The sequence below is a fragment of the Staphylococcus sp. GDH8C109P genome, from assembly GCF_017893405.1.
Classification (GTDB): Bacteria; Bacillota; Bacilli; order Staphylococcales; family Staphylococcaceae; genus Staphylococcus; species Staphylococcus cohnii.
Window position 1 is genome coordinate 401,130 of the sequence record NZ_JAESMX010000009.1, and the last position, 21,483, is coordinate 422,612.

The 21,483-nt window shown below is 32.3% G+C and carries 24 protein-coding genes; 8 read left to right on the forward strand and 16 right to left on the reverse strand.

The genetic code is table 11. From position 1 onward, the window contains the following. Positions 1 to 43: 43 nt before the first annotated feature. From KA867_RS03745 to KA867_RS03755, 3 genes are all read right to left on the reverse strand, one after another. A complete protein-coding gene (locus tag KA867_RS03745; protein ID WP_107386263.1) occupies positions 44 to 784 on the reverse strand; it encodes an aggregation-promoting factor C-terminal-like domain-containing protein in 741 nt (246 codons plus the stop codon). Positions 785 to 1,296: 512 nt separating this feature from the next. Continuing rightward, positions 1,297 to 2,340, reverse strand: a complete 1,044-nt coding sequence (locus tag KA867_RS03750; protein ID WP_181187339.1) for a PTS sugar transporter subunit IIC — start codon at positions 2,338 to 2,340, stop codon at positions 1,297 to 1,299. Positions 2,341 to 2,648: 308 nt separating this feature from the next. Beyond that, entirely contained in the window at positions 2,649 to 3,080 is a 432-nt protein-coding gene (locus KA867_RS03755) for a 6-carboxytetrahydropterin synthase (protein ID WP_107385313.1), read from the reverse strand. Between the two features lie 131 nt (positions 3,081 to 3,211). Between KA867_RS03755 and KA867_RS03760 the strand changes: the two genes are divergently transcribed. Beyond that, positions 3,212 to 3,565, forward strand: coding sequence for a DUF488 domain-containing protein (locus tag KA867_RS03760; RefSeq protein WP_107385312.1), 354 nt, complete (start codon positions 3,212 to 3,214; stop codon positions 3,563 to 3,565). 12 nt (positions 3,566 to 3,577) lie between these two features. After that, positions 3,578 to 4,243: a DNA-3-methyladenine glycosylase family protein gene (locus tag KA867_RS03765; RefSeq protein WP_107385311.1), complete on the forward strand. Its 666-nt coding sequence runs from the start codon at positions 3,578 to 3,580 to the stop codon at positions 4,241 to 4,243. A 120-nt stretch (positions 4,244 to 4,363) separates the two neighbouring features. Here the strand turns inward: KA867_RS03765 and KA867_RS03770 are convergent, their stop codons facing one another. Then, entirely contained in the window at positions 4,364 to 4,939 is a 576-nt protein-coding gene (locus tag KA867_RS03770) for a M23 family metallopeptidase (protein ID WP_107385310.1), read from the reverse strand. Between the two features lie 373 nt (positions 4,940 to 5,312). Then, entirely contained in the window at positions 5,313 to 6,251 is a 939-nt protein-coding gene (locus KA867_RS03775) for a nucleoside hydrolase (protein WP_210137064.1), read from the reverse strand. Between the two features lie 309 nt (positions 6,252 to 6,560). Here KA867_RS03775 and KA867_RS03780 point away from each other — a divergent pair, with 309 nt between their 5' ends. Together KA867_RS03780 and KA867_RS03785 are read left to right on the forward strand one after the other, a co-directional pair. Further along, positions 6,561 to 7,496 carry a DMT family transporter gene (locus KA867_RS03780; protein WP_210137065.1) on the forward strand — a complete coding sequence of 312 codons (936 nt, stop codon included), beginning with the start codon at positions 6,561 to 6,563 and terminating at the stop codon, positions 7,494 to 7,496. Between the two features lie 122 nt (positions 7,497 to 7,618). Next, positions 7,619 to 8,188, forward strand: coding sequence for a TetR/AcrR family transcriptional regulator (locus KA867_RS03785; RefSeq protein ID WP_107385032.1), 570 nt, complete (start codon positions 7,619 to 7,621; stop codon positions 8,186 to 8,188). 122 nt (positions 8,189 to 8,310) lie between these two features. Here KA867_RS03785 and KA867_RS03790 read toward each other — a convergent pair whose 3' ends face one another. After that, a complete protein-coding gene (locus KA867_RS03790; protein ID WP_107385747.1) occupies positions 8,311 to 9,078 on the reverse strand; it encodes a trypsin-like serine peptidase in 768 nt (255 codons plus the stop codon). A gap of 246 nt (positions 9,079 to 9,324) precedes the next feature. Here KA867_RS03790 and KA867_RS03795 point away from each other — a divergent pair, with 246 nt between their 5' ends. Together KA867_RS03795 and KA867_RS03800 are read left to right on the forward strand one after the other, a co-directional pair. Then, positions 9,325 to 10,296 carry an LLM class oxidoreductase gene (locus KA867_RS03795; protein ID WP_107504479.1) on the forward strand — a complete coding sequence of 324 codons (972 nt, stop codon included), beginning with the start codon at positions 9,325 to 9,327 and terminating at the stop codon, positions 10,294 to 10,296. Continuing rightward, positions 10,280 to 10,513 (forward strand): DUF896 domain-containing protein, encoded by a 234-nt coding sequence (locus KA867_RS03800; protein ID WP_107385029.1) that lies wholly within the window; start codon positions 10,280 to 10,282, stop codon positions 10,511 to 10,513. Before KA867_RS03795 ends, KA867_RS03800 begins: the two co-directional genes overlap by 17 nt. Before the next feature lie 208 nt (positions 10,514 to 10,721). On the opposite strand, the gene KA867_RS03805 is transcribed toward KA867_RS03800, so the two are convergent. Next, positions 10,722 to 11,579 (reverse strand): fructosamine kinase family protein, encoded by an 858-nt coding sequence (locus tag KA867_RS03805; RefSeq protein WP_210137066.1) that lies wholly within the window; start codon positions 11,577 to 11,579, stop codon positions 10,722 to 10,724. Between the two features lie 205 nt (positions 11,580 to 11,784). On the opposite strand from KA867_RS03805, the gene KA867_RS03810 reads away from it, so the two are divergent. Both KA867_RS03810 and KA867_RS03815 read left to right on the forward strand, forming a co-directional pair. Continuing rightward, positions 11,785 to 12,849, forward strand: coding sequence for a quinone-dependent dihydroorotate dehydrogenase (locus KA867_RS03810; RefSeq protein ID WP_181187337.1), 1,065 nt, complete (start codon positions 11,785 to 11,787; stop codon positions 12,847 to 12,849). A 106-nt stretch (positions 12,850 to 12,955) separates the two neighbouring features. Next, positions 12,956 to 13,378, forward strand: coding sequence for a universal stress protein (locus KA867_RS03815; RefSeq protein WP_210137067.1), 423 nt, complete (start codon positions 12,956 to 12,958; stop codon positions 13,376 to 13,378). A gap of 61 nt (positions 13,379 to 13,439) precedes the next feature. Here KA867_RS03815 and KA867_RS03820 read toward each other — a convergent pair whose 3' ends face one another. The 9 genes from KA867_RS03820 to nikA all read right to left on the reverse strand — a co-directional run bounded on the left by KA867_RS03820 (position 13,440) and on the right by nikA (position 21,455). Continuing rightward, positions 13,440 to 14,261 carry a Cof-type HAD-IIB family hydrolase gene (locus KA867_RS03820; protein WP_210137068.1) on the reverse strand — a complete coding sequence of 274 codons (822 nt, stop codon included), beginning with the start codon at positions 14,259 to 14,261 and terminating at the stop codon, positions 13,440 to 13,442. Between the two features lie 58 nt (positions 14,262 to 14,319). After that, positions 14,320 to 14,700 (reverse strand): VOC family protein, encoded by a 381-nt coding sequence (locus KA867_RS03825; protein ID WP_107504483.1) that lies wholly within the window; start codon positions 14,698 to 14,700, stop codon positions 14,320 to 14,322. Positions 14,701 to 14,848: 148 nt separating this feature from the next. After that, on the reverse strand, positions 14,849 to 15,262 hold the full coding sequence (locus KA867_RS03830; protein WP_181187336.1) for a MarR family winged helix-turn-helix transcriptional regulator: 414 nt from the start codon (positions 15,260 to 15,262) through the stop codon (positions 14,849 to 14,851). A gap of 416 nt (positions 15,263 to 15,678) precedes the next feature. Then, entirely contained in the window at positions 15,679 to 16,593 is a 915-nt protein-coding gene (locus tag KA867_RS03835; RefSeq protein ID WP_210137069.1) for an ABC transporter substrate-binding protein, read from the reverse strand. Positions 16,594 to 16,712: 119 nt separating this feature from the next. After that, positions 16,713 to 17,405 carry an ABC transporter ATP-binding protein gene (locus KA867_RS03840; protein WP_183076606.1) on the reverse strand — a complete coding sequence of 231 codons (693 nt, stop codon included), beginning with the start codon at positions 17,403 to 17,405 and terminating at the stop codon, positions 16,713 to 16,715. Next, positions 17,398 to 18,183, reverse strand: a complete 786-nt coding sequence (locus KA867_RS03845; RefSeq protein ID WP_119535421.1) for an ATP-binding cassette domain-containing protein — start codon at positions 18,181 to 18,183, stop codon at positions 17,398 to 17,400. The genes KA867_RS03840 and KA867_RS03845 overlap by 8 nt, the downstream gene beginning before the upstream one ends. Then, a complete protein-coding gene (nikC, locus tag KA867_RS03850) occupies positions 18,176 to 18,997 on the reverse strand; it encodes a nickel transporter permease (RefSeq protein WP_107504487.1) in 822 nt (273 codons plus the stop codon). Before nikC ends, KA867_RS03845 begins: the two co-directional genes overlap by 8 nt. Beyond that, positions 18,994 to 19,971 carry a nickel ABC transporter permease gene (nikB, locus tag KA867_RS03855; RefSeq protein WP_210137175.1) on the reverse strand — a complete coding sequence of 326 codons (978 nt, stop codon included), beginning with the start codon at positions 19,969 to 19,971 and terminating at the stop codon, positions 18,994 to 18,996. Before nikB ends, nikC begins: the two co-directional genes overlap by 4 nt. After that, positions 19,971 to 21,455 carry a nickel ABC transporter substrate-binding protein gene (gene nikA / locus KA867_RS03860; protein ID WP_481906152.1) on the reverse strand — a complete coding sequence of 495 codons (1,485 nt, stop codon included), beginning with the start codon at positions 21,453 to 21,455 and terminating at the stop codon, positions 19,971 to 19,973. The genes nikB and nikA overlap by 1 nt, the downstream gene beginning before the upstream one ends. Between the last annotated feature and the right edge of the window lie 28 nt (positions 21,456 to 21,483).

Sequence of the window (21,483 nt, forward strand, 5' to 3'; positions counted from 1 at the left end):
CTTATCTATATCACCAAACACAACACGTTCAGTGCTATAGATTTTACCACCAACCGTGGTTTTTACGGAATTCTAACGCTGCTGCTTCAGAACCGTAACGTTGTTTAGCGTAGTTTAACATACCTTTAGTTTGATCAGCTACTGAACCAGTACCCCATGATTCCTTAGTTTGACCTAAGCCTCTATATCCTGCTGGGTTAACCGCATTTGGATTACCACTTGATTCAGGCATTACAATTGAATTCCACATAGCTTCTGATCCACCAGCAGCTAAGAATTGTGCTTTAACTGATCCACCAGTTGAAGCCGCAGATGCTTGAGCTGTTTTATATGTTTGCGTAGCTGCACTTGTTTGTGCTGTTTTAACATTTGTAGTTGCTGAAGCTTTTGGTGCTTCTACTGCTGCTGGAGCAGTATATGATTGTTGTGAACGTACTTCACTTGCTGATTTTTCATTTGTGTTGACACTTACTTCTGAACTTACATCTTGTGTAGTATTAGGTGTTGAAGCTTGCGCACCAACTGCATGGTATTCCCATGACCATGTGTTACCGTCAGATGTAAAAGTAAACTCGTTACCACCTAGTACAAAATTGTAGTTATATGCACCAGCGTGTAATGGTTTTTGATCTAATTCAGCTGAACCATTTAATGCTAATTCTGCTAAATGTGCTTTGTCGATGTTTTGTTCTGAAGCGTGAGCTTGATTGTTGTCAGATGCTGCTGCATATCCTGTTACGCCTAATGCTACTGCTAATGATGAAGCTAAAATTGATTTTTTCATAATAAAATAAATCCTCCAAATTTAATTTTTAATAAAATATATTTTCGATAATTTTTTTGTCGTATTTGCTAAAATTCTTTAAATTTTATGTTTTGTTTTTTGACCATAGTTAATATACCATATATTTTTATCAATCATATTACACTTACATAACAAAACTTTACAAAAATTATTCTGATTTGTAACATTGCAATCTTTTGTAATTGCTTTATACAACATTCTCAAATAATCAATTTTGCTTTTATTATTTATAATTATTGATATAAAAGAATGTTATCTCTTGATTTGCTTCATTTTTTATATAGTCTGAAAAATTACAAACAACCTTATTGTTACATAACTGTAACAATATATTTCGATACATTTTTTATATATTGGGGTCATACTTGCAAATTATTTTGTGCAAAATTAAAAAGGCCTTTGATTTGAGGCCTTTTTAATCTTTTTACTTATATATTGATAATGCGCATTTTTAATATATTACAATAAGCAAATCTATATCTTCACTTATTTTATGCTAGGAACTTAAATACTTCTTTATCATATAATTTCAAAACTTTCATATAGAATATATGAATTAAGAAACCTATCATAAACGGAACGACAAAAAATGCGATAAATACATATAATAGATTAAGTAGTAATGGGGCTTCCATATGTTTAAATGCGCTGATGGGACCTACCAACCCAATAATACCAAAACCAGCAGATTCTTTGGTACCAGCAATACCTAACAACGCGCCAAAAAATCCAGTGATAATCGCATTGGTGAAGATGGGTAATAAAATAATAGGGTGTCGAACCATATTGGGAATCATCATTTTAACACCACCTAAAAATATTGTAATAGGTACGCCTGATCTGTTTATTTTCATCGTACCTGCGACGAGAACACCTTCACATGCTACAATGCCTAATGAGGCTGAACCTGCTGCTAAACCACTAATACCAATGGCTAGTGCTGTAGCCACTGTAGAAATTGGTGAAATGATTATAAAACTAAAGACAAGTGCAATAAGCATTGACATAATTATGGGTTGTAATTCTGTAAATGTATTAACTAAGTTACCAATACCAGTCGTAATTAATTGTATGTATGGCAATAACGTCAAACCAACCAAACCTGAAATAACACCAACGATTGTCGGTAAAATAATCAATGTTAGACTACCAAAACGTTCACCGATTACCAATATTAAAAATACCGCAACTGCTGCTGTTATCATTGTATTAATCAAATCTCCCACGCCGGCAAGTACCCACACACCATCTTTAAATTGTGCCACACCACTTCCGACAAAAGCCGAACTAGCAACTACAGCTGTCGCTAAAGGCGTTAAACTAAAGCGCATTGCAATCAAAGCTCCTACCAATAGTGGAACTGTAAATTGAATACCTAAAACAACCTGTAGTAAAGATTCAAAAACAGCATATTTCGGCGCTAAAAGTTTAAATACCTCACCTAAAATAGCATTAGGTATGAGCCCAGCAACAATTGCAATTGCTACGCCAGATAATACATTATTAATAAATTGTTTCGGACTTACTTTGATCATTGTGTGCCTCCTATGTTGTGATAAATAAAATATACCATATTATCGCAATTTTCAGAATATTTATTTTGTATACTTTATATAAAAAATACAGTTAATCATATCATTACAATTTCCAATTCATTCCTTATGTCCACTAAACACAAAAATTGCAAAAAAAAAAACGGATAGACGTCCATTGCTTTTTAATGAACTTGTCTATCCGTAGACTTTCATTGCTTTTTAAAATAATATTTAGCGCTAATGTCGAAAGTAATTGTTATGTTCCAATACGCACGTCGTGTTTGTTAAATCATATTGTTAAAAACATTTTATTTTGCTTCCATCAATTCACGCGTCAATACGAGACCTTGCGTTGCATTCTCAAAAAATTCTAGTTTTTGAAGTGTGTTTTCTTCTGGCAAGTGTTGCTCAAATTGCTCCCATATCCAAAAGGCAATATTTTCGGCTGTTGTATTCATAGATGGTAATGTTTCATTAACGAGTTGACCATCCAAATAAGTTGCGATTTGTTTATTATATATTTTATCGACTTCATTAAAATCTAATGCCAATCCAGTATCGTTTATTTTAGATAAAATTTCAATATTGAACTTATAGTGTTGATTGGCTAAATCTTTGTGCGCTGTTTGACTAAAATATATTCGATTATCACAAGTAAATTCATAATAATTTTTAATAAGTACTGCATTACTGCGATATTTAAATTGTTCAGGTGGTTGAACTTGATCAAAATTTGTCATATTAAAATCTCCTTTTCAACATTATATTTATCTATACCCTTTAAGTTACAATATATGAGTTCTAATGTTTTTAATATTACATTTTAGGCTATAGAAAAATAATTGAATTATTAAGAGTAAAGGAGCTTTTTATGACTATTCAAATACAACGTATTTATGAAAAACCACTTAAAGAAGGCGTACGCATACTTGTAGACCGCGTTTGGCCACGAGGAATCTCAAAAGACCAAGCTAATTTAGATCATTGGCTAAAAAACATTGCACCAACATCTGAATTAAGAAAATGGTTTAATCACGATCCTCAACTTTACGCTGCATTTAAAGAAAAATACGAGAAAGAATTGCGGGAAAATAACGATCAAAAAGAAGCTTTTAATGAATTACAAGATATAGTTGCTAACAGTAAACAAGATGTCATTTTACTTTATGGTGCAAAAGATGAAAAACATAATCAAGCGGTTGTGCTACAACAATTATTACAATAAGGTGTGAATATGATGGCTCAATGGCATATCGACATAAATGATTCACCTGTCCAGACACTCATGCGCCAAGACGAGACCCTTGCAAAACTTATAAGACAAATTGGCAATGTAGAAATAACACTGCGCCCTAATCCGCTAAAATCGTTAATTCGTTCTATCATTGGACAGCAAATTACCAATACTGCCGCTTCAGCAATTTTCCAAAGATTTTCGGAAGCAATCCACAATCAATGGGGTGTTGCATCGGTGTTAAATTTATCTGAAGCACAAATGAAACACATAGGTCTTTCTAAAACTAAAATAAACTACATTCAAAATTTGCTAGTGCATATAGAACAAAATAAACTCGATTTTACTAATTTACATGAATTAGATGATGAAACTGTAAAACAAGTTTTAACACAGGTCAAAGGTATTGGTCGTTGGACATCAGAAATATTTTTAATATTTACATTAAAGCGTGACAATATACTGCCTATTTTTGATGTGGGGTTACAGAGAGCTGCTCAATGGCTTTATCAAACTTCAAACGCTGAAAGAAAAAAACAACTCTCTCTATGTGCAAAACGATGGCATCCATATGCTTCATATGGGGCGTTTTATTTATGGGAAGCAATTCATCAAAATTTATTAAATTACGACTCTATTGACTCACTTTTAGACGAATCATCTTCGTAATACGTTGAGCTTAATATTTTAATTATAACTAAAATCATTCTATATTACGTTACGCTATCACTACGGTAACATCGCATTATTAGGATAAAGCGTGGATGGAATAATACATTTTCTCAACAATTATTTCTTATACAGACTCTCTTCACCATTAGGTAACGATTCTATAAATTTTCTAGGGTTTTCCGCATACTCATTTCCAACGCCACCTTCCATTCTTTGAAAATGTAGATGCGGCCCTGAAGTTTGAGAACCAGTATTACCAGAAAGTGCAATGATTTTTCCAGCTTTAACTTTTTCACCAGGTTCCACTTTAAATTCATTTAAATGCATATACCATTGATGATGTACACCATCTTCTTCCATAATCTGCACTACTTTGCCACCTAAATCATTTTCAAAAGTTCTGGTTACTTTACCATCTGTCGCTGCAGTTACTGGCGTGTTTTTAGCTATGCCATAATCAATGCCATAGTGTTTACCGTCGAAGTCATTATATTTATAATCACCAAAAGATTCAGTCTCTCTACTTATATTAAAAATGCTTCTATCTTTCTTTCCACTATCTTTATTTCCATCATTTTGTTGTACTAAATTTTCTCTTACATATCGTTGTACAGTATCTATATTTGTTAATAATAGTATTAACGGCACTAATACAATAACTAATAATAATATCGTTTTAAATGTATTTTTCACTATCCGATTCACCTTTTAAATTATGATATTAATATCATAATAAATGCTTTTATCTGTATTTTGCTAATTATTCAACTTAAAATCATCTCATACTTTCGTATTAAATAACTGTAATGAAAATATTAAAACAACTTTTGCAATATAGATTTACTCAAGTCAAACACGAAAATTTTATATCATTAACATAAAGAAAACGTCAATTTCTATATTGCTGCGCTAGAAATTGACGTTTATTTTTAGTGACAAATACTTATATTCCATACTTTTCTTTATCGTATTAACAGAATTCAAAAAAACTTATCTCTAAGCTCTTACAAATGTTACAAATCAATATTTTCAAAATTTAGAGAATAATGGCTATCCATAATTCAGCTTACACGTTATAACTTTTTAACATATGTTCCATCAAAGTCCAAACACGTTCAACATCTACAGCCGTAGCAAAATATGCATTTTTTTCTTTGTTTGTGACATTATTTAAGTCGACTGACATTGTACCGTATGTGAGCGAACTTTGATGTTCTATGTCGATGTGTGTCTGCTGCATAGTAAATAAGTCAGGTTGCAATAAGTATAAAATTGTACACGCATCATGAATAGGACCCCCATCCATATTAAAATGTGTTTTATAAGTAGATTTGAAAAATTCTAGTAGTTCAACAACAAATTTAGATATTTTATTATCAATGCTACTAAATCTTTGAATTACTTCATCTGTTGCTAAGACCTGATGAGTCACATCTAACCCAAAAACATTTATGTTAATACCACTTTCAAATACTCGTTTAGCAGCTTCTGCATCCACCCAAATATTAAATTCAGCGGTAGGCGTCCAATTTCCGAAAGTGCCACCTCCCATAATTGTAATAGAATCAATTGATTGAGCAATACTAGGGTCTTTGATTAATGCAGTCGCAACATTTGTAAGTGGACCTGTTGCAACAATTGTTACAGGATCAGCGCTATGTTTTAATGTCTTAATAATTACATCTGCAGCGTGATATTGAGTTGGTTTCAACGATGGCACTTCAGGTAATTTAGGTCCATCTAATCCCGAATCGCCGTGAATTTCCGAAGCGAAGGAAGCAGGTTTTATGAGTGGACGCGAAGCACCTACAGATACTTCAATATCTCGTCTTCCCATAACTTCTAATACATTAAGTGCATTTTTGGTGTTTTTTTCAACTGCTTGGTTTCCTGCTACAGTGGTCACGGCCAATATATCAAGTGTACTATATTTCGCACCTGCTAGAATTAATGCTATCGCATCATCATGACCTGGATCACAATCCATGATTATCTTTTTAGTCATTTAACACACTCCAATCGTCTTATGTATATTAAATATGAATAAAATCAATTTTATCTAAGTATTATTTTGTAGTAAATATTTTATCATTTAACATCAATAATCTAATTACAACGGCATTGTTTCATTTATTAAGCTTTATTTTTTTACTACTGTTAAACTTATCATACTACTTTTCTAATGGTTTTGCTTTTTATTTTCCGAAAATTCACATAATTTTATAGAAATATCACATTTTTTGTATGAATTATGTTTGCTGCATTAAAAAAAACTGGTAAGTTAGTACCATTACACAACTTGAGGTGGTCTTTAATGCAAGCAATTTTAATTGGTATATTAGCTGCTTTCTTTTTTTCTATTACATTCATACTAAATCATGCAATGTCTAGTGAAGGTGGCAGTTGGCTTTTTAGTGCGTCACTACGCTTTATTTTTATGTTCCCTTTTTTGTTAATGATGGTTATTTGGAACCGTAAAGGGCGTCACCATATTATTTTATTGCATATTAAGCAAAATTTTTTCAGGTGGTTATTGTGGAGTTCACTTGGTTTTGTCTTTTTTTATGTACCCATAACTTTTGTATCAAATTATAGCCCAGGTTGGCTTATTTCTGCGACATGGCAATTAACCATTATTTGCGGTCTTTTTACAGCTCCATTTTTCTACACATATATACAACAAGGACAATCCACAATCAAAATGAGAGAACGTATCCCGTGGCGTTCACTTGCTACATCTAGCATTATGATATTAGGTGTTATCATTGTACAAATTCCGCACATTTCGAATATAGAATTACATATTTTCCTATTATCTGTCATACCGTTGATGATTGCAGCATTTTGTTACCCTTTAGGCAATCGTAAAATGATGGTGGTTGTTGGCAACGATTTAAATACGATCGAACGGATATATGGCATGACCTTAGTCACCTTACCATTATGGTTGATTATTTTTCTGATTGGAGTAGCTACTCAAGGGCTACCCTCTTCAAATCAAATCACGCAAACTTTTTTAGTTGCGATTTTCTCTGGTATCATAGCAACAACATTATTCTTCTATGCAACGAATATAGTGAAACATAACCAAACCAAGTTAGCTGCTGTTGAAGCGACACAAGCGATGGAAATCGTTTTTACATTAATTGGCGAAATGTTACTTTTAGGCTTAGCGTTACCAAATATGTTAAATATTGTCGGTATTATAATCATCACATTAGGTATCATCATTTATTGTTTTTTTAAATAGTAAAATAAATGATCGTAAAATAGAATTGAAATAAAATCAAAGCTAGTTATGTTAATTGACAACTTGTTCGTAAAGCAAGATAATTTGTCTAATGATAATAACAAATATAGAGGTGTAATTAATTGACTCATACTCATATAGATCCCCGTATTATAAGAACTAAAAAATTATTAATGGACGCTTTTCGTGAAATTGCAAAAGAAAAAAAGTTAGTATCAATTACGGTTAAAGATATTACCGAACGTGCCACTGTCAATCGCGCTACCTTTTATGCTCATTTTTACGATAAATATGACATCATGGAATATACACTGTCTGAAACAATCTTAAAAAATTTAAATCAATCGCTCAATATGGTTGCAGAATTAAATGAAAAAGCACTGTGCCAATGTTTTATTACAATTACTAGTTATATCCAAGATACTCATGAAGAGTGCCGTCTAAATAGTGAAGCATATGGGGAAATTGTCGAGAAAAGAATTAAAGAAGAATTAGAAGATATTTTTTTAAAATTAATGTCTGATGAACACAAAGATATAGATAGAGAGACACTTGCTACAAGTGCACGTTTTCTATCATGGGGATTATACGGCATCGCTAAACATTGGTTCCATTCGAGTAATTTACCTGCTGAATCATACATCAACAAGTCATTACCCTTCATTACATCCCAACTTTCAAATCAAAAATAATTCGCACAATGCGTTTGGACAATGAAAATAGTTATGCTTTAATCATTCATATAGCCCCTCGTTAAATAAGTTATCGTAACTTATTTAACGAGGGGCTTAATTTATTTAAGTAAAATAAATGTTTAAACATTGTGATCATTGATAAATTCCAATACTTCACCTGTAATCGCTACTGCATTATTGCTTTCTCCTTCTATACCACCGTAATGTAGACCAATTAATTCATTATTTGCATTAAAGACAGGCGAGCCTGAGTTTCCCCCAAATGTGCTGGCACTATATGTTAATATACTGTCATTATTACTTATGACTTTACCCGAACTTTCCCACATCGTTGCTAAAGGTTTGTCACCTGGATAACCTGTAACTGTTATTGGATCATTACTAGACACAGTACTAGTTTCACCAATTGTGGCAGGTGTTACAACATCTCCAACTGACTGCCCTTCACCATTTTTATTAAAATGAACTAGTACTAAGTCAGCATCTCCAGGATAGGCTACCACTTCTTTTTCTGTAAATGTACCATACGGAAAACTATTTTCATTTTCAGCAGCAGGTGCAAATGATAGCTTTCCATTACCGTTATTTACTACATGCTTATTCGTCAATACTGTATTTTTACCAACAACCACACCAGTAGCGATTGTTTCTCCTTTTTCTATGTAGCCAATGGATTGGTAATGACCAGATTGAGTATTTTCAATTTGATGTCTATTTTCACCTGGTAGCATGACTCTTGGTGTGGCAGTACCTATTTGATTCCTCTCATTAGTCTGTTGCGAACTTTTCATAGTATCATTTTGATTTTGTGCTTGTGCCTCAGCATTGATAGTGCTTGATAAAAATAATAATGTGCCTATAATGATGCCGACTAATATGTTTTTCAACAAAACCTACCTCCTATTAAAAAATATTACTTTTTAAATTTACAGAATTTTAAGATTTTAATCAATTATTACTTAGTACATTAATTATGTGATTTAAACAACATATTGCTCACTTTGTCGCTTATACAATGAATTTATAAACATGTTGTTTGCATTATAATAAATCATGCCATATAATCTATCTAAACAACAAGTGTTACTTAGTTTACAGTCGTTGTTTAATTTAATTGAAGAGGAGGGATAGACGTGACAACAATTCAAACACACAATGGTTTTCAAAGAACTTTTCAACAGGAACATTTAACCTTAGGATTAATGTTACCCTTTGATGATCCTGAAAATATCGCATTGCCAATTGATCAACAAATAGCATTAGTTCAATATGCTGAAAAACTTGGATTCACAAGCTTATTTGTGCGAGATAATCCTTTATATAGTCCGCACCTTGGTAATGTAACGACAAACTACGATCCGTTTGTGTTTTTAACTTTCATCGCTGCCAACACATCCAAAATCGCTCTCGGAACATCTAGTATTGTTGCAACATTACGTCATCCTGTGCATATTGCTAAAGCATCTGCCTCTCTTGATTTAATATCAAACGAGCGATTGTTATTAGGGATTGCTACTGGAGATCGTCAATTTGAATTTCCAACTTTTAAAATCAATCCAAACGATCTAAGTCAACATTTTCAATCAGCTGTGTCATCTTTAAAAGAATTATGGCAATCATCATCACCACAAACGTCAAATACTTTATTTGAACTGTACGAAGATTCTGGCTTACAAGTATTACCAAAGCATAAGCATATTCCTATGTTCGCAACAGGATACGCCAAACAACATATTGATTGGTTAAAAACACATGTGGATGGTTGGTTATTTTATCCTCAACCTTTCCAACAACAAAAAGCTTTATTACAGCAATGGCATCAAAACGATACATTCAAACCCTTTATGCATCCTTTGGTAATTGATTTATCAGTTAATCCGAATGAACTTGTAAAGCCGATTAAAGGTGGTTATCGCCTAGGAAGAAACACTTTGTTAAACATCCTAAAAGCGTATGAACGTATCGGAACCAATCATATAATGTTGCAGTTTATAGCCAACGACAGAACTTATAAAGAAATATTAACAGAGGTTGGTAATGAAATTATTCCACACTTTCCACCTCGACATTTACAGGAGGACAAAATTTATGAAACTACTAGATAGAATTAACCAATTAGCAAACAAAGAAAAAGTGCAAACTTTGAGTGTAGAAGAAAAACAAGAGCAACACGTGTTAAGACAAGAATATCTTCAAATGATTCGCGGCCAAGTCGTTAACACATTTTCTACTTTAAAAGTTGTAGATCCTTTAGGTGAAGATGTTACACCTGATAAAGTTTATAAATTGCGTGAAGAAATGGGCACACTAAATTTAGATTAATAAAAAACCCGTCAAGCAAATGATACTTGACGGGTTTTCTATATAATCATTAAATTGAAACGTATTAATGAGTTTGTTCATCATATTTTATACTTATCTTTTCATTTTAAAGGGTTGATGCTTTCTAACACTTTTTAAGCTGAAATATTTGTAATGAAAGCAATGTGTAACAAAACTATATAACAACAAAGAAGCATCTTTTCTACGTTTAACTATTTAATATGTTTTCCATGGATCGATCTACACTGCCCGCATACATACTTCCAAATTTCAGTAAATGCACCATTAATAAATACAAACGATAAAATTCTAGTCGTTCATTGGCACCTTTACTTAAAGGATAATGCTTATTATAGGAATCATAAAAAGCTTGAGTAAAGCCACCAAACACAGTAGTTATACCTAAATCAAATTCTCTATCACCATATAGTGGTGCCGGATCAAACAATGCAGGTTGACCATTTTCTAAGAACATATAATTACCACCCCACAAATCACCGTGCAATAATGAGGGTTTACTTGTATGGTCACTCAACGCACTTACAATTACTTCCCGCACTCTATGATAAGTTTGTACATCTTCCTCTATCCATAAACCTTGATCTACCAATCTATCTTTTAAATGATCTAAACGACGTTCAACAAATATGGTCGTCCAACTATCAGACCAATCATTGTCGAATGATACATCACCGCCTTCATAAGGTAAATCAAAACCAAACTTGCCATCTGGCTGCTGTTGTTGATGCATTTTAGCTACCAATTCTCCAAGTTCAGCTTGGCTACCTTGGTTTCCTTCATTTAAAAAACTTAGCAAAAGATAGGCATCTCCATCGATTTCACCACTATCTATGACTATTGGCGCAGTAATTCCAGCTTTTTCAAACAAATTGAGACCAGCAACTTCTGCATCAAAAAAGGCTTTACTTCTCTGACGTTGTACTAATAAAAAATATGGCTTTTGAGATGTTTCTACGCGATAGGCTTCGTTAACGTCTCCACCGCTTACTGGTGCAATAGACTGTATATTATCTAATGGTAATTGTGATTGCCATTGTTTTTTCATAAAAATATCCCTCCATTATTCCATCACATCATTGTACTATTACCGTTTTATTTAAAATTTAATCAAAATCAGGGTCTTCTCTAATAATTTGAAGGTTATATTAATATTTCTTATTTATACTAGGCATATGAATACTAAAATGCTAGTCTATTAAAGACATATATTTTCATCTACTACTAATTTAAACAAATGGAGCGATTACAACATGTATAAGTTAATTAAACCTATTTTATTTCAATTAGACCCTGAAAAAGCACACGGTATGACGATTAATGCCCTTAAAATCCCTCAAAAGTACACTAAATTGCTGCCAATACTCGAAAAATTATTTCATTATAGGAACCCTATATTATCTCAAAGCATCAAAGGTATACATTTTGAAAATCCAATCGGATTAGCTGCGGGATTTGATAAATCTTGTGAAGTTCCAAAAGCACTAGATAAAGTAGGATTTGGATCGTTAGAATTAGGCGGCGTAACACCTAAACCACAGCCTGGCAATCCTAAACCACGCATGTATCGATTAGTAGAAGACCACGCGCTAATCAATCGTATGGGATTTAATAATTTAGGTATGAACAAAGCGTTGAGTAATCTAAGAAAATATAGTTACCATACGCCTATTGGCTTAAATGTTGGGGTAAATAAAGCAACGCCGTATGAAGCACGTTACCAAGATTATATAAAAGTCATAGACACATTTAAAAATGACGTCACATTTTTCACCGTTAATATCAGTTCTCCTAACACGGAAAACCTACAAAGTTTTCATGATAAAAATGAATTTTCTCAATTATGTGCTGCTATACAAAATTATAAAACACAACATGATCTTAACGTACCTATTTTTATAAAATTAACATCTGACCTTAGTACAGAAAGTTTGTCTCGAATGCTCAAACCTATAACACAAACGTTTGATGGCATCATTTTAGCAAATACTACGCAAAAACGTGAACAATTACATTCCGTTAATCAAAAAGAAACTGGCGGGTTAAGTGGAAAACCTTTATTTAAGCGAAATTTAAAACTGATTGCACATGCCTATAAAGAAACGCAAGGTCAGTTTTTAATCATTGGTACTGGTGGCATTTCCGAAGTGAATGACGTCATCAAAATGTTACGTCATGGTGCATCGCTGGTTCAAATTTATAGTTCACTCGTATTTGAAGGGCCTGGATTAACTAAAACTATGAACAAACAGCTTGCACAATATTTACTAAGAAATGGATACAAACATATCGATGATATCATAGGATTAGATGCGTAAAATATTTTAGTTTTTCTAATCGAATTATTTATTGTAAAATATTAATTGTGAAATTATGATGATTTTTTATTATATAGGGTAAACAATTATCGAAGGGGGCGCTACAATGTATAAAAATATATTATTAGCATATGATTTTGATAATTCTTTTAATAACGTTCCTAAAGAATTACAAAACTTAACTACCGGCGTTGACAATGCAAAAATCACTATTTTCAACGTTATACCTGAAGGTGATTTACAAACTTCGGTTCGCTATGATGGCAAACATTTTGAAGAATTAGCTGAAGAAAAAGGCAATGAGATATCACCTTTTGTTGAAAAATTAGAATCACTCGGCTTAAAAATTCAAGTGAAGTTTCGTTCTGGCTACATTAAACAAGAAATATTAAGTGAAATCGAAGAAAACAGCTATGATATCATCGTTATGAGTAATAAGCGGGCCAAACCAGACATAAAAAATGTACTGGGAAATGTTACTCATAAAATCGCTAATAGCGCAAATATTCCTGTACTTATTATAAAATAATTTAACATCATTAATAAAACTCATTATTCTATTAAGGAATAATGAGTTTTTTGTCGTTATTTTAGTTTGTAATATCGTTATCTTGTTTTAAATATCGCTCGATGACTTGTAACACACCTGATTCATCATTGGAAGGCGCTCTGTAATTTGCGACATCAGCCACTTCAGGACTACATTCAGCCATTGCATAACTATTTGGAGTCAAAGCTAACATTTCTATATCATTATTTGCATCTCCAAAAGCTAGCAATTCTTGTGGTTGTATCTCCCATTTATCTAAAAGTGTTTTAATCGCTACACCTTTATTCACTTTAGGTAATATTAAATCCAAACTATCATTTCCACTTGTAACTGGCTTTATTTCTTCACCATATTGTACTTTCAAACCTTTCATTACTTCATCTAAAAGTAATGGATCTTTAATTCTAAGCGCAATCTTAACAAATTCATCTTGCTCAATTGTTTTAAAGTCAGAAACTTTCGTTATATTAAAATAATATTTATATAAAAATGATAAAAAGTCATTACTCACATCTCCTAATACATAAGCACTTTTAACTCCGCTTAACACAATATCTTTAATATGATAATGATTAATAATCAAATTTAAAACGTCAAATACCAATTGTTGATCAAAATATTCAGCTGCTTCTAACTTGTTATTTTGATACGTAACTGCGCCATTTTCAGCTATATACGTTATCTGATGATCCTTATCTGAAAAAAATGAACGTAATTGTGCATATTGGTTACCACTTGCAATGATAAATTTTATATCTCTTTCCATCATGCTTTCAAAAATTTTATTGAAATAAGCTTCATCATAGGTATTATCCGATTTAAAAAAGGTACCGTCTTTATCTACTGCTATTGCTTTTATCAAATGTTACACCTTCCATTCCTGTACAAATCATTAAAAGATGGGATTATATAATAAGTCATTACATCACAATGACATTGAACAAATGGCCATCTATATCACTAAATAAAGCCCCGTAATACCCCTCATGTTCCGTGCCTGTTTCTAGTACTTTTCCGCCTGCTTGTTCAACCAACGAAACTAACGTATCAACTTCTGGTTTTGTTGAAACTGAAAGTGACACTAATGCTTCATTGTTACCTATAGATGAAAGTCTAGAAACTTTTTCAAATTGCTTTTTTTCTATCAGCATAATGATTTGGCCATCTTTCGTCTGAATACCTCGCATTTTATTCATCATGTCTTTATGTTTTTTGATTGTAAATCCTATCGTATCATAAAATTTTTCACTTGCTTCCAAATCTTGTACTGGTAAATTGAGCCATGCAGCATTAATTTCCATTAGCCATCCTCTCCCTTTTCAAATTTTTCAACGTATTACACACTTATAGTAAAACATAAATCACTTTTAAAAACATGACTTTATCATTTTCTATTTCAATAGCACAAAGCTTGAAAATATTTATTTTAGCTTTCAATTACGGTAGACTCTAACCATTCTCATCCATGTTTGTCAAAGCGCTGATACTCTTTAAATTAACTTGTTTTAATAATTGATCGTAAGTATTTAGTGCTGTCTGAGTTACTTTTTCTCCATAACCAGTTAGGTAAATGTACATGGCGCGTTGGTCTTCTACACATTCTTGTCTATATACAAGTGGCGTCTCTGTATTTTCCATTCTTACAATAAGTCTAGACATCGCACTTTGACTTAAGTCAACCACTTTAATCAAATCATTGATTTTGTATTTTTTATTCTCTGACTTATAAATTTCATATAATACATAAAATTCTTTAATACTTAGATGATATTGATCTTTCAATTTTCTTTCAATCATCGCTTCAATATAATGTATATATTTAGTCATTTTAATCCAATTATCCACTTTTTGTTCTTTTTTCATTGTATATCTCCCCACTAATCATACGTTTGAAAGTTTCTTAGGTCATTTATTAATTAATGCTGAAATGATGTTGTACAAAAAACATTATTTCCAAGTGTTGCACTTTTTTCATATGACTACCTATATAAATACGTTGCTTTTATAAACTATATTATTCAATATTCTATAAGTTTCGGTATCTACTTTTTAGTTTAAAGGATAAAAATGTCGAACTAAAGACGTGATACTCCCAATTTCCACTTTTTTTATACATCAACAACATATAATTATAATATTGTTTATCTTGAGCATAATACAAAAAACCATTTTAGTGTACTAACAATTAATACTAATAAAATAAGTTCAATTCTATTAGTGTTTCAACTGTTAATAGTGACTAAAATGGTTTTAATTTGTTAAATTAACACGATTTATGCTTATTGCTTTTTCAATAATTGCTCTTTCAAATCTTTACGTTCATATTCTAAAGAGTAAGGATCATTTAACCAATAAATGCCCTCATCCACTTTAATTGTATGTCCATTTTTGACAGCCTCAGTACTTTTCCATAAATCTTTATTTTCAAAAGATAATTGAGTTCCTTTAGCGACTGGTGTAACGACATAATCACCTGCCATATCTGGAATTTCTTCTTCAGATATATCAGCTAAATCATTTTTCTCAGTAGCTTTTTCAACATTTTCTGGCATTTTTAAGCCAAATGCATCATACAATACTTCACTACCATGACCGTATGTCTTACCGAGTGCATATACTTTTTTATCAAAATCTTTGATAATTGAAACAGTTGTGTCTTCACCAATAGCCTCTTTTATTGTTTCTCCATCATTTTTTGTCTTTTTCTCCCATTCATCAATCCAGGCATTTGCTTGTTTTTCTTTACCTATTATTTTTCCTAGCTCTTGATGTTGCTCTTTGTAATCATGTTTCAAATAATCAAAAGCAATTGTGGGAGCAATTTTATTTAATTTTTTTGAATTTTTATCAGTATTATAAGTAATAATTAAATCTGGTTTTAACTTTGCGACACTTTCTACATTCTCTGCGTCTACTTTTTTAACGTCTTTAAATTTATCCTTTAATACTTTGCTATCATCCACGATGTTAGCTACACCTACTATATTCCCATCAAGTTGTTTTAAACCACCTGCATAAGTTGCACCAAGTACGACAATACGTTTTGGCTTTTTAGGTATTTTTACTTTATCTCCTGAATCTTGAACATACGTCTTTGTTTCTTTCTTGCTTTTTGATGACTCATTATCAGATTGATTACCACATGCTGCTAATACCAAAATAAGTGCAAGTAATGGTAAAAATAATTTTTTCATTCCTAAATATCCCCTTTTCATATGTTTACAATTTAAACTGAGCTTAATTATATATTATACTTCATTTATATTGAACGAACCACAAATAATTGTTGATTGTGCATGAATGATGACTCAACTTAATATATAGAAAGTAGCGCTTTGGTATAATGGTGGCGTTCTTCAGAAAATAAATACGCAATCGGAAAATCATCGACAATTTCGCCATCTTTCATAACAACAATTCGCTCAACAAATTGATTTAAAAAAGCAATATCATGAGAAATCATAATGATGCCTTTGTTTGTTTGATCATGGTAGTCTTTCAAAACTTTTATCATTCTTTGTTCAGCTATCACATCTAAACTGGCAGTTATTTCATCGCAGATTAACATATCCGGTGCTAGCATTAATGTACGTATTGTGTTAAATCGTTGTAACTGTCCACCACTTAACTCGTCTGGAAACTTTTGTAATAATGATTCTTCTAAATGCATATATGACATTAAATATTTAAGATTTGCGCGAATATCTGCTGTTGATTGTGAACCTTTATAATATCGTATTGGTTCTTCTAGTGCGGTTTGTATTTTGAATTTGGGATTAAAACTATCGTATGCATGTTGAAATATCGGAAGCATACTTAGTCCTTGTGTTGAATAATGACCTTGATAATTGGTTAATAATCCTAACATTACATGAGCCAACGTTGTTTTACCAGAACCACTTTCACCAACAATGCCAACTTTTTCATTTGAAGCTATCGTTAAATTAATATTTTTTAAAATAGGAGCATTTTTATAAGCAAAGTTTATATGTTGCAACTTAATCATTTATGTCATCCTTCCTTAACTGACTACGCGCATCAAACAATTTAAGACTGTATGGTTTTACATTTCCATCCTTAAATGCTTGAACATGATTAAAGTCTATGACTTTGCCATGTTGAATGACGCTAATCCAATCACTAAAATCAAGCACGTGAGATAAATTATGCGTAATCATCAATAAGGTCACTTTATGAACTTCTGCTAAGTGCTTGATTAAATTCATCACATTATAACCTGTGATTGCATCTAATGATGCTGTAGGTTCATCGGCAATAATAACGCTTGGATTTAACATTAAAACACTGGCGATTTGAACCCTTGCAAGCTGACCACCTGATAAATTAAATCTATAACGTGTCATCACTGCTTCTGAATCTAAATCTACCCATTTAAGTGCTTGCTTTACAAATTTATTAGCTGTAGTTTTATCTACCTTATAATGCATTTTATAAATTCCTATCAATTGCTTACCTAATTTTGTGTGATCATTAAAACTATGTGTATAATCCTGAGATATAAATCCAATTTCTTTTCCTAGTAAATTGCTTACACCAGTGATTGATTGTCCTTTGTAAACTAATGAATCAAAATGTGTCGTCAACATACTAGAAACTTGTTGTACGAGTGCTTTTGCAGTTAAACTTTTGCCAGAACCACTTTCACCTACCAAAACATTCACTTTACTTTTTCGTAATGTTAAATCAAGATGGTCTACGAGTCTTTGACCATTGGTATCTGTGATGGTTAAGTTTGTAATTTCTAAAAGGTTATTATTAGCCATCAGCATCACGCTTTCTTTTTAAAAGTCTATCTCTCAATGCATCACCAGTTAAATTAAATAATAAAATAGTTAATGTGATTAAAAATGCAGGTACAATTAATAACAATGGGTATGAACTGATATAATCTCTACCTGCATTTAACATTGCTCCCCACTCTGGAGAAGGTGGCTGTGCACCTAAACCTAAGAATGATAACGAAGAAATATAAAGTATAATTTTCCCAAAATCTACGGTCATTAAAACAATCACAGAAGGCATCACTTGTGGGAAAAAATGTTTTAAAATAATGCGATGTGTTGGTACATTAAATAGCTTAGCCATTTGAATATATGGTTTACTTATTTCACTACTTACAATTGAACGTGTGAGTCGTGTGTAAGTCATCCATTTGATAATAGTAATTGCTATCACTAAATTCCATATACTCGGTTTAAAGAAGCTTGCCATAGCAATCATTAACACAAATTCTGGAATACTTAATCCTATGTCGATAACACGCATAATAATCGTATCAACAAGACCTTTTTTATAACCTGCTAAAAGTCCCAGTGGCACACCAATTATTACGGTAATCAACAAAGTGATTAAACTGATGATCAATGTATATCTTGCACCGACAATCACTCTTGCTAGTAAATCTCGGCCATAATCATCCGTACCTAGCCAATGTGTGCTACTAGGAAGCTCTAGTGTATGATTCAAATGTACCTCTAATGCACTATCTGTTGAAATAAAAAATTGGGCTACGATGAGTAACAATACATAAATACCAAACATATAAAAAATAAAATTCCCTTTATTCTTATGTCTCATTCAATATCACCATCCTGGCCCTGACGTTTTAATGTATCATTTATTTTGTTAAAACGACGTTTAGGATCAATCCATAAAAGTAACAAATCACTAATCGTATTGGCCAACACCACAAAGAATCCAATCATGATAACAGCACCTTGTACTACTGGATAGTCCCTCGCTCTAATACTATCTACAAGAAAGTGACCAAGACCTGGTATACCAAATAAATTTTCAATCACTACCGTACCACCAATCAAACTACCAACAGACATACCTAATACAGTAATCACGGGGACAATAGCTGGCTTAAACAAGTCTTTCCATAAGATGTAGTGCTCTGACATTCCTCTCAATCTAGCCGCTTCTACTTCTTTAGATTGATATAGTTCAACTAAAGTCGAACGCATTAACCTTACATAATATGCACTCATGCCAATACTTAATGCGATTACAGGCAATATATAACCAGCGATAGAGTCTAAACCTGATGAAGGCAGTATATTTAATTGTTGTGCAAATATATAAATTAATATCGTTCCTAAAAAGAAGGAAGGCACACTCACAGTAAATGAAGTCAATATTCTTATCCAAGTATCTATCCATGTATGATATCGTTTTGCTGCTAATATCCCCAAAGGAATAGCAACTAGAAATACGATAACAATCGTTAATACTGCAATGATTAACGTTGGAGGTGTGTAAAAAATCAATTCTTTAATCACAGGCTCTCCAGTTTGATAACTTGTACCGAAGTTTAATTGTATTATCTGACCTAACCATTGAAAATATTGCACTACCGGGGATTGATTGAGTCCTAATCGTTCTTTCGTAGTTTCAATTTGTTCACTTGAAACATTCGCTACATCTAAGTGCAAAACTTTATCAACAGGGTCTCCAGGCGTGAGTTTCATTAATATAAAAGTGATAGTAGAAAGGACAAACAATACAATGATCATTTGTCCAATTCTAGAAAGTATATGTTTTAATATCATTCTTTTTTATCAACCTTATAGTCAATAAGATAAATACCTTCTGGTGTTGAAGTTAAATTCTCTACATCCTTATTCATTCCAACGATATTATCGTTATAAGAAATATAACTGTTTGCGATGTCATCACTTGTAATATCAATGATTTGATTAGTAATGTTATTACGTTCTTCTTTGTTCACTGTTTTATTTAACTCATCTATTAATGCTGTGACCTTATGATTATCATAGCCACCTGCATTGATTGCGCCTTTTGGTTTGTAAGCTTGGTTAAAGAAATAACCCGTATCCCCTCTAGGAATTGTACCAAAACTGTAAAGTGAGGCATCCCACTGATCTTTATCTTTTAAATAACCCTGTATGTCATCCACATTACGTAATTGGATATCAATATTAGCTTTTTTAGCATCTGACTGAATTACTTGTGCAATTTTAGGTAATTCTGGACGTCCATTATACGTAGATATCGTCAGTTTTAATGGATGTGCTTCACTGTAACCTGCATCTTCCATTATTTTTTTAGCTTGAGCAATATCTTGTTTTTGCACATCTTTATTTTTTATAAAGTCCAGTTTTTTATTAAATGGTCCAGTTGCAGGTGTTGCATAGCCTTTTGAAACGTTATCTGCAATACGCTTACGATCAATGACTTTATCTAATGCTTCACGAACCTGCTTTGTCATTTTATCACTTGTATGATTGTATAATAATAATCCAGTTCTGAAACCAGAGACAGATGAAATTTTCGTCTTATCACTCTCTTTTAATGATTTAACTTTTTCAACAGGTACATCCGTAATAACATCTGCTTTTCCAGAATCTAAATCACTCGTGCGGGCATTGCCGTCTTCTTGATATGTAACATTGATGTGGTCTAGTTTTGGTTTGCCTTGCCAATAATCTTTATTTCGGTCCAATTGAATTTTCTGTGATTGCTTATAATCTTTAATTTGATATGGACCAGTGCCTACAGGGGTTTTATTTATATCTCCTTTAGCTTCAGTATCATAAATAGCTGAGAATGGACTAGCTAATTCTGAAATGAGTTCAGGATATGCAGTTTTAGTTGTGATTTGCAATTTTTGTCCATCCACTTTGATATCTTTGATTGGCAGTGAACCTTTGACTAAATCACTTTTTTGAATGCTTTTCTCCAAGCTGGCTTTAACTGCTTCACCTGTCACTTTTTTTCCGTTTTGGAATTTAATATTATCTTTTAATGTTAAATCTAATTGAGTCGGTGATGTTTGTTCGTAAGATTTAACTAGCAACTTTTGAACTTTACCATCTGCTGTCGCTTTAAATAATGATTCTGCAGCACCTCCCTTCACAGGTACATCTGTTTCATATGGTGCGATAGATGTCGTTTTCAAAGGTAATTCTATATCTAAAGTTTTTCCTTTAGACTGGCTGCTAGAGCCACTACAACCAGCCAAAATTACTGCTGTAGAAGCTAATACTGTGATGATTTTTTTCATAAACATACCTCTTTCCAACAATTTTTATTGAATA